The sequence below is a fragment of the Pandoraea sp. NE5 genome (assembly GCF_024363545.1).
Lineage (GTDB): Bacteria > Pseudomonadota > Gammaproteobacteria > Burkholderiales > Burkholderiaceae > Pandoraea > Pandoraea cepalis.
In genome coordinates, this window is the sequence record NZ_AP025517.1 from 3,585,430 (window position 1) to 3,599,158 (window position 13,729).

At 64.8% G+C, this 13,729-nt stretch carries 15 protein-coding genes and 2 pseudogenes; 2 read left to right on the top strand and 15 right to left on the bottom strand.

Annotated elements, in window-relative coordinates:
- Window positions 1–34: 34 nt before the first annotated feature.
- The 4 genes from PanNE5_RS16370 to PanNE5_RS16385 form a co-directional block, all read right to left on the bottom strand.
- The gene (locus PanNE5_RS16370) at window positions 35–955 is read right to left on the bottom strand and encodes a hypothetical protein (protein WP_261938410.1); all 921 of its coding nucleotides are present in this window, start codon (window positions 953–955) and stop codon (window positions 35–37) included.
- Window positions 956–977: 22 nt separating this feature from the next.
- Window positions 978–1,385 carry a hypothetical protein gene (locus PanNE5_RS16375; protein WP_017233269.1) on the bottom strand — a complete coding sequence of 136 codons (408 nt, stop codon included), beginning with the start codon at window positions 1,383–1,385 and terminating at the stop codon, window positions 978–980.
- A 298-nt stretch (window positions 1,386–1,683) separates the two neighbouring features.
- Complete coding sequence (locus tag PanNE5_RS16380) at window positions 1,684–2,697, bottom strand: hypothetical protein (protein ID WP_017233270.1); 1,014 nt, start codon at window positions 2,695–2,697, stop codon at window positions 1,684–1,686.
- Between the two features lie 38 nt (window positions 2,698–2,735).
- Window positions 2,736–3,173: a tetratricopeptide repeat protein gene (locus PanNE5_RS16385; protein ID WP_261938411.1), complete on the bottom strand. Its 438-nt coding sequence runs from the start codon at window positions 3,171–3,173 to the stop codon at window positions 2,736–2,738.
- 369 nt (window positions 3,174–3,542) lie between these two features.
- Here PanNE5_RS16385 and PanNE5_RS16390 point away from each other — a divergent pair, with 369 nt between their 5' ends.
- Both PanNE5_RS16390 and PanNE5_RS16395 read left to right on the top strand, forming a co-directional pair.
- Complete coding sequence (locus PanNE5_RS16390; protein WP_017233272.1) at window positions 3,543–4,274, top strand: alanyl-tRNA editing protein; 732 nt, start codon at window positions 3,543–3,545, stop codon at window positions 4,272–4,274.
- 55 nt (window positions 4,275–4,329) lie between these two features.
- Window positions 4,330–4,941, top strand: a complete 612-nt coding sequence (locus tag PanNE5_RS16395; RefSeq protein WP_039830161.1) for a DUF924 family protein — start codon at window positions 4,330–4,332, stop codon at window positions 4,939–4,941.
- 20 nt (window positions 4,942–4,961) lie between these two features.
- On the opposite strand, the gene PanNE5_RS16400 is transcribed toward PanNE5_RS16395, so the two are convergent.
- From PanNE5_RS16400 to PanNE5_RS16450, 11 genes and pseudogenes are all read right to left on the bottom strand, one after another.
- Complete coding sequence (locus tag PanNE5_RS16400; RefSeq protein ID WP_261938412.1) at window positions 4,962–5,495, bottom strand: DUF2062 domain-containing protein; 534 nt, start codon at window positions 5,493–5,495, stop codon at window positions 4,962–4,964.
- Between the two features lie 267 nt (window positions 5,496–5,762).
- Complete coding sequence (locus PanNE5_RS16405; protein WP_017233275.1) at window positions 5,763–6,359, bottom strand: TIGR00730 family Rossman fold protein; 597 nt, start codon at window positions 6,357–6,359, stop codon at window positions 5,763–5,765.
- Between the two features lie 3 nt (window positions 6,360–6,362).
- A complete protein-coding gene (locus PanNE5_RS16410) occupies window positions 6,363–7,031 on the bottom strand; it encodes a TetR/AcrR family transcriptional regulator (protein ID WP_017233276.1) in 669 nt (222 codons plus the stop codon).
- Between the two features lie 142 nt (window positions 7,032–7,173).
- Window positions 7,174–7,569: pseudogene (locus tag PanNE5_RS16415) on the bottom strand (diacylglycerol kinase); the annotation flags it as partial.
- A 77-nt stretch (window positions 7,570–7,646) separates the two neighbouring features.
- Window positions 7,647–8,681: a glycosyltransferase family 4 protein gene (locus tag PanNE5_RS16420; RefSeq protein WP_261938413.1), complete on the bottom strand. Its 1,035-nt coding sequence runs from the start codon at window positions 8,679–8,681 to the stop codon at window positions 7,647–7,649.
- 205 nt (window positions 8,682–8,886) lie between these two features.
- Window positions 8,887–9,657: pseudogene (locus PanNE5_RS16425) on the bottom strand (UDP-2,3-diacylglucosamine diphosphatase); the annotation flags it as partial.
- A 320-nt stretch (window positions 9,658–9,977) separates the two neighbouring features.
- Window positions 9,978–10,934 (bottom strand): esterase/lipase family protein, encoded by a 957-nt coding sequence (locus PanNE5_RS16430; protein WP_017233280.1) that lies wholly within the window; start codon window positions 10,932–10,934, stop codon window positions 9,978–9,980.
- On the bottom strand, window positions 10,931–11,503 hold the full coding sequence (locus tag PanNE5_RS16435; RefSeq protein WP_261938414.1) for an RDD family protein: 573 nt from the start codon (window positions 11,501–11,503) through the stop codon (window positions 10,931–10,933). Before PanNE5_RS16435 ends, PanNE5_RS16430 begins: the two co-directional genes overlap by 4 nt.
- A 217-nt stretch (window positions 11,504–11,720) precedes the next feature.
- Window positions 11,721–12,554: a DUF3106 domain-containing protein gene (locus PanNE5_RS16440; protein ID WP_261938415.1), complete on the bottom strand. Its 834-nt coding sequence runs from the start codon at window positions 12,552–12,554 to the stop codon at window positions 11,721–11,723.
- A gap of 22 nt (window positions 12,555–12,576) precedes the next feature.
- Window positions 12,577–13,005 (bottom strand): DUF3619 family protein, encoded by a 429-nt coding sequence (locus tag PanNE5_RS16445; RefSeq protein WP_017233283.1) that lies wholly within the window; start codon window positions 13,003–13,005, stop codon window positions 12,577–12,579.
- Window positions 13,002–13,574: an RNA polymerase sigma factor gene (locus PanNE5_RS16450; protein ID WP_017233284.1), complete on the bottom strand. Its 573-nt coding sequence runs from the start codon at window positions 13,572–13,574 to the stop codon at window positions 13,002–13,004. The genes PanNE5_RS16445 and PanNE5_RS16450 overlap by 4 nt, the downstream gene beginning before the upstream one ends.
- Between the last annotated feature and the right edge of the window lie 155 nt (window positions 13,575–13,729).

Genomic DNA, 13,729 nt, shown 5'->3' on the forward strand with positions numbered 1-13,729 from the left:
CCCCCGTCGCGGCGACAGGGGCGATTGGGATGTGTCAGACGTTCGTGGCTCGATCGGGCAGGGCGGCACGGGCGTGCGACGACGGCGGGTTCGGATCGGGCGCGCCAGCGCTTTGCGTTGCCTGTCCGAATTCGGATGTGTCCGATCGGTATCGGCCTTCCTGTCCGAACGGGCTCTCATAATTCAACTGATGCTCGACGAGATCCAGCGATCGACGCGCCTCCATCGCCGTCATCCACTCGATCAGCCCTTCGGCGGCGATGCCCCCGAACGCACGATAAGCGGCAGCCGAAAACCCCATGCAGGATTGCAGCGAGTCGATGTCGAGCGTGTCGCCGGGCGGCGCTTCCGACGGGGCCGCAGACGGCGTTGGCCCGACACGGTTCGATAACTCGTCCATGGCGTGATGCTCACCGGCGATTCTGCCGGCCTGATTGAAGAACACCATCATCGAGGCGCCCAGCAAGGTCGTCTGGTATTTGGCCCCATACCGCTCGAGGTGTTTCGACCCCAGAAGGGCACCCGCCGAGGTCAGCCAGGCGGTGTTCTTGATGTCGGCCGTCGTCGTCGAGGGCGTGCAGTACTTGCCAATGGCGACCGTCAAATCCATCAGGCTGGACAGCGTCGCCAGGGACGCCGTTGCGAGCGTCACGTTGTGGGCGGTCGCCAAGGCACTGTCGTCGTAGATCTCCTTGATGTTGTTCAGGCTGGCCACGCTTAACGACGCCAGGCTGAGTCCGAAATTTCCCACGTGTTGCATCAAGGCGGTAAAGCGGCCAACGGTGGACGGCGACGGCCGTAGTCGATGCGTCGAGTGTGCGTCGTCTTGCATCGCGCCGAGGGCGATACGCACTTCGCCCGCAAGCGATGCTTCGTTCGTCGCAGTGGCCGACGCGTTGACGGGGGCAGGTTGGGAGACGTAGTGGGGCGTGGGCAGGGCGTCAAGTCTGGGCATGAATGGGCTCCGAGGGATGGGGTCAGGGGGCGTCGATCAGACGCGTCAGCTTGTCGTGTAGATCAGAGGGGCGGCCGGTGCGACGCACCATGTCGAGCGCATCGCTTGCCATCTCGCGGGCGGTCTCGACATCGCCATTGCGCTGCATGCACACGGCGGCGAAATACAAGGGCTCGGGGTCGCCATAGTCCCGCGCGACCGCGATCATCAAGGGGGCGACGGCGTGTCGATAATCGCCGAGCTGACAAAGCACGTAGCCGAACGCCTTGTGGGCATCCGTGCGTTCCGGGTAGGCGAGGCAGAGGTCGGCAAAGGCGCGTGCGGCACCGACGAAGTCGTTGGCCGCGCAGAGGGCATACGCATGAGAGAAGGCTTGCGACGCGATCGGCGAATCGATCGACGATGTGGCCGGTGATGCGGTCGGCGACACGTTGGGTGAAACCGCGTCAGAGGCGCAACGCTGGGCGCCGTCGGTTCTTGGGGGGAAATGCGTTTGGCCGTTTGGCACCGTGCGGCTGGCCCGGACGTGGGTTTCACCGGCGGCGTGGGGGGCTGAATATCGCTGCATGGAACGTCGTTCCTCCTAAGGGTTACGGCATGGATCCGGCTGCGGCACGCGCGCGCCTGCGGCGCGGCGGGGGGGCGTGTGCACCCCGTTTGGTCCTGTCGGTGCGCGCGTGGCCGCGTTTCATCCTGGACTGCGCAGGCGCAGCCCATTGCGATGACGCTTACGGGCGCGAACCGACGTCAGGTGTGACGGTGTCCAGCGCATCGTGAAAGGCCTCGTTCGACAGATCGGAGACGACCGAATGCAAATCCGATTCGGCATCGAAGAACTCGTCGTCGACGCCGGTCGCGAGTGACTGGATGTCCGCGTTGTCGCCCGGGATGGCCGGTGGCACCGGGATGGACGAGATGGACGCGAGCGCCGAGTCGTCCCGAGACAGTCTCGGGACGACGGTCACCCCCTCAAGTTCATAGTCGAGCTGCGGGCGGGGGGCCATGTGCACGTAGTCGCGTTCGCCGTCCAGCACGACGTAGTTCACGGTGGTCTCGGCCGCCGTGACCCTGTCCACGGACGCGCGCCGCTCACGGCCATCGATGATCGTGCCGAGCACGCGGTTTTGTAGGAAATCGGTTGCGGTCGCCACCCCGTCGGCGATGGCCGAACTCGCATCGTCAACGGCGGCGTCTTTCAGCCATGACGGCACCGGGATACCCAGCGTCTCGAGCAACGGTGCGGCGCCATTGTGAACGGCGCCAAACACCAGCGGACCGTTGGTGATCGCCAAATTGACCACCCCGCCGTACTCCCGCAGCAGGTCGATGCCGGTCCACTGGCCGATGGTCTGGAAGAAGTTGGTGTCGCGAATCTCCGCGCCCGGGATGTCGTCAGGGCCGTGCCAGAACTTGCTGGCTGCGAGCATCAGGCTCGCGATTTCCGTGGATGCCGCGAGCACATGGAGGGGGATGTCGACGTATCCCTTCCAGTCGTCGTCCATCGTGGCGATCGCGAAGCCCAGTGCGGTGCTCTTTGCGATGGCGTTGACGACGTGTCCGATGAGGGCCGCGTTGCGCGCGCCGCGATGCGTTTGAATGGCGCTTTGAAACTGCTCCCAGCACCCTGCCATCAGGTCCTTCGGCGGCTCCGGCATCGCAATGTGTACTTGCGGGTTCGCGCCGACATTGCTGGCGTTCGAGAGGGACTGGAGGGGCGTCGGCAGAGGGGAAGACGAGGGCATACCTATCGTCATGGGGGGCTCCCGGGAATGAATTGGCGTTAAATCGTGGCGAGAAAACGTTCGGCGCGCGCACCGATGTCGGCATGCGCCGCGTTCTGCCGAGAGGTCTCGAGCGCCTGTATGGCGAGATCGCGAGCGAGCGCGCCATCGCCCAACTTCGCCAGGCAATGCGCGCAAATCAGTATCGGTTCGGGGTCGTCGGGTGTGAAAAGTGCCGCCGAGGTGAGCGGCACCAGCGCGAGCGCATAGTCTTCGCGCCCGAAATGCGCGTAGCCGATCAGCTTGTTCACGCTGACGTCCAGCGGAAGTTCCTTGAGCAGGGGATAGAGCACATCCAGTGCCCTTTCGTAATCGGCGGCGAGGTACGCGTCGCGTGCTTGCTGGTAGCGCTGGGGCGCGGTGTCGCCAGCGTCGGGCGGCAGACGCCCGGCGACATCGTGGCGGGGCAGCGAGGGGGGAGGGTGCGTGACATGCATGAGAGGATGGGGGCCGGTTGACAACGTTTCGGATTTTTCCAGGCGCCATGGGTGGGGCGCCTGGGCGGATCCTACGGTTGACGCGGTATCCGTCTCTTTCGATTCGAGGACAAAGCTGTCGTCCGATCGCTCGGTGGGCGCGCATTGGGAAAAGCATGGCGTACCGTACGCCGCGTATGCCCAATTGGCTGGTGTTGGGCCGATGCCGCGAAACCTTTGCCCGGCCAGCAGTGTCGGCGGCTCGCCGTTTCGGCGGTGACGTTGCCGCAAGTGGCGTACCGACCGTACTGGCGTTGCGGCGCAGGATTGTCCCTTGTCACTCAGGCCCGGTTCGCGCGACCATGGCGGATCACCTATGGAGACGCCCCAATGACCACCGAAGCCCTTTTTCGGCAGGACGCCTATCTGCGCCAGTGCGAGGCGCGCATCACGCATATCGACGAGACCGGCATCAGGCTCGATCGCACCGTCTTCTATCCGCTGGGCGGGGGACAAGCGGGCGATGCCGGTGAGTTGGTGCTGGTGGACGGCACTCGCCTCGCCATTGCCGACACGCGCAAGTCAAAACACGAGGGCGCGACGCCCGACGATGCGGTCCATGTGCCCGGCGAGGGCCAGCACGATGTGCTGGCGCGACTCTCGGTCGGCGATATCGTGCAGGCGGAGATCGACTGGGCGCGACGCTTTCGTCACATGCGCTTTCACACGGCGTCGCATCTGATGTGTGCGGTGTTGCCGCATCCGGTGGATGGGTGCAGCATCACCACGGAGTACGCTCGGCTCGATTTCGTGACGAACGAGCCGATCGAGCGCGAGACCGTTGAAGCCGGGTTGGCGGCGCTCGTGGCGGCTGCACGGCCGGTGGCTATCGACAGCATCAGCGACGACGAGATGGCGGCGCGTCCCGAACTGGTGCGCACCATGAGCGTGAAGCCGCCGGTGGGCCTGGGACGCGTGCGTCTGGTGCGTATCGAGGGTATCGATTTGCAGCCGTGCGGTGGCACGCACGTGGCCAATACGGCGGAAATCGGCGCGCTGCGCGTGGCCAAGATCGAGAAGAAGACGTCACGCACGCGTCGTGTGGTATTGGCCTTTGCGTGAGTCTGGCATCATGAGCGCCATCCTTCTCACGCGCGCTCACCTTTCAGGATGATCGATGACGACACCCGCAGGAGCACCTGCTTCGCAGGTACCCCCGTGGCAAACGGTGCTCGATTTCTGGTTCGGCCGTCCGGACGCTCCCGAGTATGGGATGGCGCGGCCCGAGTGGTTCCGTAAGTCGGACGCGTACGACGCGTCGATCCGTACCCACTTCGGCGTGTTGCACGCGCAGGCGCTCGACGGCGAACTCGACGACTGGGCGCAGACGCCGCTCGGGGCGTGCGCGCTGATCGTGGTGCTCGACCAGTTCTCGCGCAATCTCTTTCGGGGGCACGCGAAGGCGTTTGCGGGCGACGCACGGGCGTTGGCCGTGGCGCGGCGCCTGGTCGAGGCGGGCGACGATCAGCGCCTGCCGACACCACAGCATCGTGTTTTCGTCTATCTGCCGTTCGAACACGACGAATCGCTGGAGAGCCAGCACCTTTCGCTGGCCCTGTACGAACCCTTGGCGAAGGCGTTCGGGCTGGTCGATAACCTCGATTACGCGCGCAAGCATGCGGTCGTCATCGAGCGTTTTGGGCGATACCCTCACCGCAACCAGGCCTTGGGACGGACATCGACGCCAGAGGAAATCGCGTTTCTGAAGACGCCGGGATCGTCGTTCTGACGACGGGGATGACGTGTCGCTCAGTCCCGGGGGGCGTCAGACGCCCTCAGCGTTGTCCCGACGCGGCAACGTTGGTGCCAACGGATCGCGCAGAAGCCGATCACGTAGGCGAGCGCTCCGCCGGCCGCCGCACAGGCGGCGAGGCCAGTCGCGAGATGCAGCGTTGCGGTGCCGAAATCGAGGTTCGTCAACTGCGTCCACAAGCTCTCTCTCGCCTGTGTCGCGGCGGCCACCGTCGCTTCGATCTCGGTCTGCGGTGGCCACTCGAACATCCAGCGGCCCAGACGGTGCGCGCCCCAATAGACAAAGGGCGCCGTCAGTGGATTGGTCACCAGCGTGCCGACCGCCGCGAGGAATAGATTTCCGCGTAACAGCGCTGCGGCGAGTATCGCCACGAGCATCTGGCCGACGGGAATCAGAATCCCGAAAAAAACACCGCATGCCAGCCCGATGGCCACGCCTCGCGGCGTGGCTTGCCACAAGGCGCGGCGCAGCAGCAAGCCGGCGTGTGGGCGCAGCCAGCGTGAACGCAGCAGTCGCATCGGGCGAAGCATCTTTAACATCATAGGCAGGTTGCACGTCGAGGAAAGCGTTGACCCAGGCGGGCATGGGGCAGGCGCGCACACGGTGGTCCGCATGCAACGGATGTCTGAGTCCCGGGGGCGGCAGGAGTTCAATCACGCCGCGGGCGACGGCGTGCCGAGCGGTCGTGGTCCCGTGTCTGGCACGAAGAACGGGCGACGGGTGAGGGGGAGGGCTGAAGCGCTAGGGGAACCGACACTGCGCAGCCGATGGACTGCGCAGCGATGACGCGGCTGCGCTTAGATCTGTGAACGCTGGTGGGACCAGCGATCGATTTGCGACGGCGTGAAGTGCCGCAGGGTATCGAGCAACGCTTCGGGCGACGCACTGATCTGCAACTGATCCAACTGCGGCCCCTTGAGGAACTGCTCCGTCACCATCGATTTGAGGAACACAATCAACGGATCGTAATACTGATCGACGTTGAGCAGACCGATCGGTTTCGCGTGATAACCGATCTGCAGCCACGTAAAGACTTCGAACAGTTCTTCGCAAGTGCCGATGCCGCCGGGCATGGCAATGAAAGCCTCCGACAGATCGGCCATCATCTGCTTGCGCTGATGCATGTTCTCGACAACATGCAATTGCGTCAGCCCGGTGTGACCGACTTCCCGTTCCATCAGGGCTTTCGGGATGATGCCGATGACTTCGCCGCCGTGCGCCAGCGCGGCGTCGGCAATGATGCCCATCAGCCCGACCTTGCCGCCGCCATACACGAGACGAATGCCCGCTTGCGCCATGCGTCGGCCCAGGTCACGCGCCGCCTCGGCGTAGGCAGGACGTACCCCCGGGGCGGCACCGCAGTAAATACAGATCGATTTGACTTCCGACGCCATGCCTTAATGCGCCCCCTTAGCCGACGATTCTCGCGCCATCCTGTCGTACATCTCGCGCGAGCTGCCTTTCAGATACGGGGCCATTTGCGAGAGGATGTGATAGCTCGACTGATGCAACCCGGCACCGATCTCCGCCGGGTCGTTGTACTTGCGCGGATTCATCACGAACTGGTAGGACAACCAATAGGTGGAGATCACCACCATGTTGGTCGTGACCACCTCGATCTGCTCGGGCGTGATTTCCATTTCGCCCTCGGCCACGAGCAGGTCGCACATTTCGCGCGCAAACCGTTTCTTGTGGCCGACGATCACCTTGAAGTGCGTCTCCAGTGTGCGGTTGCGCGCAAGCAGGTCGTTGAGGTCGCGGTAAAGAAAGCGGAAGCGCCACAGAAATTCGGACATGTATTGCAGGTACGTCCAGACTTCGTCGAGCTTGGGCTTGTGATCGTCGGGCAGCCGCAGTCGCCGTTCGATTTCCTGCTCGAACTGGGCGAAGATGCTGTTGATGATGTCGTCTTTATTGCGGAAGTGATAGTACAGATTGCCCGGGCTGATTTTCATCTCCTCGGCAATCGTGGTGGTCGTGACGTTCGGTTCGCCGATGTCGTTGAAGAGCCGGAGTGACACCTCAAGAATTCGTTCGCGGGTACGGCGCGGCGGCTTTGCTTCCATGTCTGTCGGCCCCGGTAAGCGGCAAGCGTGACGAACGATGTTCTCCGCTTGCGTCTATGAGTTGAATATCAGGTATACGGCGACCGATTATACCCGGCAGCCGCGCGCTGCCAAGCATGGGGGAGGAGGGCGGCGAACGTTATCAGAAAAACGCTGTACGTACCCGTTCGACAATGACGGGCCCGGCGAGCAAGGCCCAGGTGAGCAGGCAAAGGCCGAGCGCGATGAGGACCGCCGCGCTGCCGAAATCCTTGGCACGTTTGGACAGTTCGTGCCGTTCCAGCGAAATGCGGTCGATGGCCGCCTCGATGCTGGAGTTGACCAGCTCGATGATGAGCACGAGCAGCACCGAGCCGATGAGCAGCACGCGCTCGACGGAGGTCACGGGCAGGAAGACCGCCGCCGGCAAGAGGATGGCGGCGAGCGCCAGTTCCTGCCGGAAGGCGCTCTCTTCGAACACGGCGAACTTGAAGCCGGACAAGGAGTATTTCAGGGCACGCCAGGCACGCATGATGCCCCGATTGCCCTTGTACGGATTCGGTTGTTTGTCGCGTGGCGGCGGGTGATCGATGAACAAGCGTCGGGTTCCTCGCCGCAACGGGCTCTGGAGGTGGATCAGACCGCGCTCGCGAGCGACAGCTCGGGTTTGCGCGGATGCAGATGCGAGGCGAACTCTTCGGAGGCCGCCTGCCACGAGAACCGCTCGGCCCAGGCACGCGCACTCGGGCGCGAGACCTTGAGCGCATCGAGACAAGCCTCGCGCAAGTCCTCTCGCAGCGCGCCGCCTTCGCCTTCCGGGCAGCCGTTGAGGACATCGACCGGGCCGGTCACCGGGAAGGCCGCGACCGGAAGGCCGCAAGCCATCGCTTCGAGCAGCACCAGGCCGAACGTGTCGGTACGGCTGGGAAAGACGAATACGTCGGCCGACGCGTAGACCTTCGCGAGTTCGGGCTGCGAAAGCATGCCAAGGTAATTCACGTCGGGGTAGCGCGAGCGCAGTTCGGCCAGTTGCGGCCCTTCGCCCGCAACCCATTTCGAGCCCGGCAAATCCAGTTTCAGGAAGGCCTCGATGTTCTTCTCCACGGCGACACGCCCCACGTAGAGGAAAATCGGATGTGCCGAATTTAGCACATGTGCGTCTTGCGCACGGAAGATGTCAAGGTCGACGCCACGCGTCCAAAGCACCACATTCTGGAAGCCGTTCGCTTCGAGATCGCGCTTGACCACTGGCGTGGGTGCCATCACGGCGTGCGACGCCTTGTGGAACCAGCGCAGAAAGCGGTAGGTTGTCGAGAGTGCAAAGCCGAAGCGCGCCTGCACATACTCCGGGAAGCGCGTGTGATAGGCCGTGGTGAACGGGAAGTCGTTGCGCAGGGCCCATTTGCGCGCGGCCATGCCGAGCGGGCCTTCGGTGGCGATGTGCAGGGCGTCCGGTGCGAAGTCTTCGATGCGCCGTGTCACGCGTGCGCCGGCGAAGAACGCGAGACGGATTTCCGGGTAGGTCGGGCACGGCATCGTGCGGAATTCCTGCGGCGTGAGCAGCTCGACACGATGGCCGGCCGCCTCCAACTGAGCGCGCGTGTTCTTCAACGTGCGGACCACGCCGTTGATCTGCGGATCCCAGGCGTCGGTGACGATCATGATTTTCATCGGGCGCTCCTTCGCGCACATGGCGCGCTTCGGTGACACGCGCGAACTCGCGCGTGAGGGCGCACGTACGACAGCACAGTGCCGTGCGTGCGCGGGGTAAGCGGGGTGAATTCGGGCAAGTGTCTTGGGCCAGCGTCTCGGACTGGCGTCTCCCGAGGTGTGGCGATCATGGCGGCGCGAGGCCGGCCAGGTTCACGGTGCGGGCTCAAGTGCTGACCGTCGCGGTTTTCGCGCGGGCGCGCACGTTGCGTTTTTGCGTCCAGTGGATGATGCGCAGCTCGCCCTCGGTCGTCTCGACCAGCGCTGAGAGGCTCTCCACCCAGTCGCCGTCGTTGCAGTAGAGCAAGCCGTCGATCTCGCGAATCTCGGGCTTGTGGATGTGTCCGCACACCACGCCATCGCAGCCACGGCGGCGCGCTTCGTCGGCCATCACATGCTCGAAGGCCGAAATGAAGTTCACGGCGTTTTTCACCTGGTGTTTCAGATACTGCGACAGCGACCAGTACGGGAAGCCGAAGCGCGTGCGCACACGATTGAACCAGCGGTTGAGTAGCAGGGTGAGGGTGTAGAGCGAGTCGCCCAGATACGCGAGCCACTTGGCGTGCTGAATCACGCCGTCGAACAGATCGCCGTGGGTAACCCACAGACGTTTGCCCGACAGTGTGGTGTGGAACGCCTCGTCGCGCACCGCAATGTCGCCGAACGCCAACCCGCAGAACTGACGTGCCGCTTCGTCGTGATTGCCGGGTACGTAGATCACCTGCGTACCCTTGCGTGCGCGGCGCAGCATTTTCTGCACAACGTCGTTGTGCGCCTGCGGCCAGTGCCAGCCGCGCCGCAGATGCCAGCCGTCGATGATGTCGCCGACCAGGTACAGGTAGTCGGACTCGTGATGACGCAGGAAGTCGAGCAGGTAGTCTGCCTGACACCCTTGGGTGCCGAGGTGGATGTCCGAGAGCCAGATCGTACGGAAGCGGGTGATGCCGTCGGGGGGCGGGTCGAAGGGATCGGGCGTGTCGGGCGGCAGTTCGATCGTGTCGGGCGGGCTGATGGGCGGGGCGGCGGGGCGGCCTGGCGGGGTGTCTGCGAAGTGACCGGCGCGAGCCGCAGACGTTGGGATCGGCAACTCAAAGGTGGGGGTCGTCGTCATACCGGCTCGCACGTCGCGTTGAACATGCGTGCATTGCGCCACGATTTCGTGAAGCGACGATGACAGTCACGATCATGTCGCGAAAGTGGCGTCCAACGTCGCGACGACGCGACAGCGGGACCCGCGCCAGCCAGGGACGCCTCGGATCAGACGGCGCGTGGCAATCCCTGGGCCACGCGCTCGAGCGTCTCGAGCACATGGGCGCGCGCGCGTGGATGCGTGCCCAGCGACACATGTCCGAGCCGGTCGAGCGCGATGTTGTGGGCACCGGGCAGCACGCAAGTGCGCACCGGATAGACGACGTTGTCGTGAAACGTGTAAATCGACGTGATGCGCGCGCGTTGCGTTTGCGTTTCGCGACTGGCGAGCGCCGCGAGCCATTCGCTGCCGACGCCCATCTGGCGAGCGTTGGTGCCGAGGCCATGGCGCGCATGCAGGGTGCCGAAGTGCGGCGAGCCGAGCGTGATGGTGTGAGCGACCGGCAGGGTGGGCGCGTGGCGCAGGCAGGCACGCGCTGCGAGTCCGCCCATGCTGTGGCCGATGATGACGACGGGCAGCCGGGTGCGTTCGGCAAGGGCGCGCGTGGCATTGGCAATCGTGGGGGCGTAATCGTCGATGTCGCCGAACATTGGGCCAAGATTGACGGCGTCGCAGTCGTAGCCCGCGTCGGCGAGATGGCGCGAGAAACGCAGCCAGAACGCGCGATTGCAGCCGTAACCATGCAACAGCAATACCGAGACGGGGCGCGCCGGGCCACGCGGCAGCGGCAGCCGGGCGGTGCTGAACCACGGTTGGCAGAGATCGAGCAGGAAGATCGACGCCGCGCATTCGTAGGCCCATACGGCCGCATGGGTGCCGGCGGTGGCGCGCCGCTCCGGCGACGGGTCGCCCTGGGCGGCCATGACGAAGCCGGCCGCAAGGCCGATGGCGTGGGCGACGGGCAACCATAGCACCGTCCATAACAAAGTCGTCCAGGGGCTATGCCAAACGGTCCACGTGGCGACGGCGACGATGAGCGATAGCCCGATTTCGATGCCGCCGTAGATCAGGTGGGCGCGCGAGGCGCGCGGGGCAGGGCGGGCAGCGGGGGGCGCTGTGGTCATTTGCCCAGCACGCTCACGAGACGCGTGCCGGCGAGCCGGTCATGAATGAACTGGTGATCCGGCATCACGCGCATGGCCAAGGCCCAGAGCACGATCCAGCCGGTGAGCAACGCCACGCTGCCCCAGCCCGTGATTCCGAGTCCCCAGTCGAGCGCCATGGCCGGCAGCACCCACAACCATGCGAGCGCGTAACGCGCGACAGCGCGGGCAGTGCGCACCGGTTGTCCATGCGCGTCGACCAGACGGATTTTCCACGTCTTCATCGCGAGCGTCTGGCCACCGTGGGTCCAGAACCAGACGAAGTACGCGCCAAGTACAAGAAACAGCCAGGCTTGCATGGCATGCCGGTGCATCAGGCCGCTGCGCTGCTGGGTGAGGGCGCTGAACAGGTAGCCGGCAAGGAACAGCACGCCGAAGAGCAGCAGCGATTCGTAGAGCATCGAGAGCAGGCGGCGGCGTAGCGTCGGCACAGCGTAGCCATCCGGTTCGATGCCGGACGGCACGTCTGGCGAGGGTGGGGTGTCGGGCGAGCGGTGCGGCGTGGCGGGCTGGGTGGCGGAGTCGGTCATCGCGGCGTGGTCTGGGATTTTTGTCGGGTGCCTGGCGCCCGTGCCGGCATGGGGCAGTGGCGGCGGGCATGTCGCGTCCTGTGCCGCACATTATGCGCAAGAATGTGCCGGCGAGCCAGCCAGTCGGCGGGGGCGTTCGAACGCATAAAGACAAACGGCCGCCCGGGGGGGCGGCCGTTGCGGCATGACAATGGCCAGGGGCGGCTGGCGTCAGGCGTCAGTTGTGATGATAAATCTCGGCGTTGAAGACGGCGTCGCCATTCTTGTCGCCGTTTGCCGTGCCCGCGCTCGCCGGCGTCGCTCCTGGCGACGGTGCGGCAGAAGTCGGCATCGATTGCCCGGTCGCCGGTGCTGCCGCGCCCGATGCCACCGGCGCCGGCAACGCGCCATTCTTGCCCGGGGTGCCGGCCTCCTTGCGATGCACTGCAGCGTACGGATTTTTCACGCCTGGGCGGCCCGACGGCGGTGCGCTGACCACGTTCGGACGGTTGGCCTGCTTTCGGTCGTCCGCGGCAAGGCGCTTTTTCTGTTCTTCGGTGAGCTGCTGATACTGCTGCCACATCTGCGCTTTTCGCTCGGGCGGCAGCGTCTTGGCATTCTGATAACTCTCTCGCGCCAGCTTGCGTTGCTCGGGCGTCAGGCGCACCCAGTCCGCCATGCGGTCATGCAGGCGCTTGCGGCTTTCCGGTGACAGCGTATGAAAGCGCTTGGCAATCTCGATCCACTTCTCGCGCTGACGCTCGCTCATGCGATTCCAGTCCTGGGCGAGCGGCGCGAGCGCCTCTCGCTGGCCGGCCGTGAGCTTGGCCCAGTAACCGCCGGGCGATGCAATAGACGTCGCCGCAGCGCCGCTCGCGGTCGCACCGCTGGCCGTCAGATTGCCGACCGGCCCATTGGTGGGGGTGGCGCCGTCGGGGGCAGATGCGCCGGCCATGACCGGAGGCATGTCGGACACCGCTTCAGGCGCGTGCGTGTGGCGCAGCGCGGCCGTGCCGGCGATCGCGGCCGCGATCAGCGCGGCGAGCAGAAGAAATACATTGCGTCGCGTCACGGGAGGGGCTTGGGTAGGGGGGCTACTGGGCACGCTTCACATAGGCGTTGAAGCCATGGTCGGCATAGGCCGACAACGGGAGTTCGTCGCTCAATACGGCGGCATCGATGTCTGCCAAGTCCTGAATGTGTTGCTGATGCTCCCAGTACGCGAGTCCCGCCAGGCCGATCACCAATGCGGCAAGCGGCCAGAGCAGCCCGAGACGGCGCAGCTTGTCGAACGTGCGGCGCGGGCCGCCGGCTTCCGACGATGGCATGGCGCCGACACCGGCGAGCACCAGCGCCGGTTGCACGATGGCCACCGGTTCGGGCTTTTTGCGCGCGAGCGCCTCCTGACGAGCGGCGGCCAGCCGGGCCGCGATATTCGGCGACGGCGCATCGGACGCTTCGTCCAGCGCACGTCGCACGCGATGTGCGAAGCGGAGTTCCCTCGTTTCCAGATCGTGACTCATAACCTGATCCCTTTTGCCTTCAACGCCTGCGCCAACGCATGGGTGGCGCGCGAGCAGTGCGTCTTGACGCTGCCCTCCGAGCACCCCATCGTGGCGGCCGTCTCGGCAACGTCCATATCTTCCCAGTAACGCATGAGGAAGGCTTCTCGTTGACGTGTCGGCAGTTTCTGTATTTCCGCGTCGATGAGCGAGAGGATTTCGGCGCGCGAAACGGTCTCTTCGCTGCTCTCGGTCTGCACAGACCCATCCTCGGCCAATAAGGTTTCCAGAGGATCGAAGTCGTCGCGTTCGTCGTCGCCCGGGCCCGCGAGATTTGAGAATAGCGTGACCCAGGTGTTACGCACCTTTTGCCGACGGAAATAGTCGTGAATGGCGTTCTGGAGAATGCGCGTGAACAGCAGCGGCAGGTCGGCCGGCGGCTTGTCGCCGTATTTTTCGGCCAGGCGGATCATCGCATCCTGAACGATATCGAGGGCGGCCTCGTCGTCGCGTACGGCATAGACGGCCTGCTTGAAGGCGCGCCGTTCGATGCCCGCGAGAAAATCCGCCAGTTCCTTGTCAGATGCCATCCGGTGGGGTGCACGCAGCGTTGCGCGCTGCGCCTTTGAAATGCCATGTAAGCGTAAAGGCCACGTAAAGATTCATGTAGCCGGTGCGGATGCTACCAAAAACGCGCTGTGCTGTAACCGCTTTTGCTTCCGGTGGTGCCGGTTTGCGACGGCGC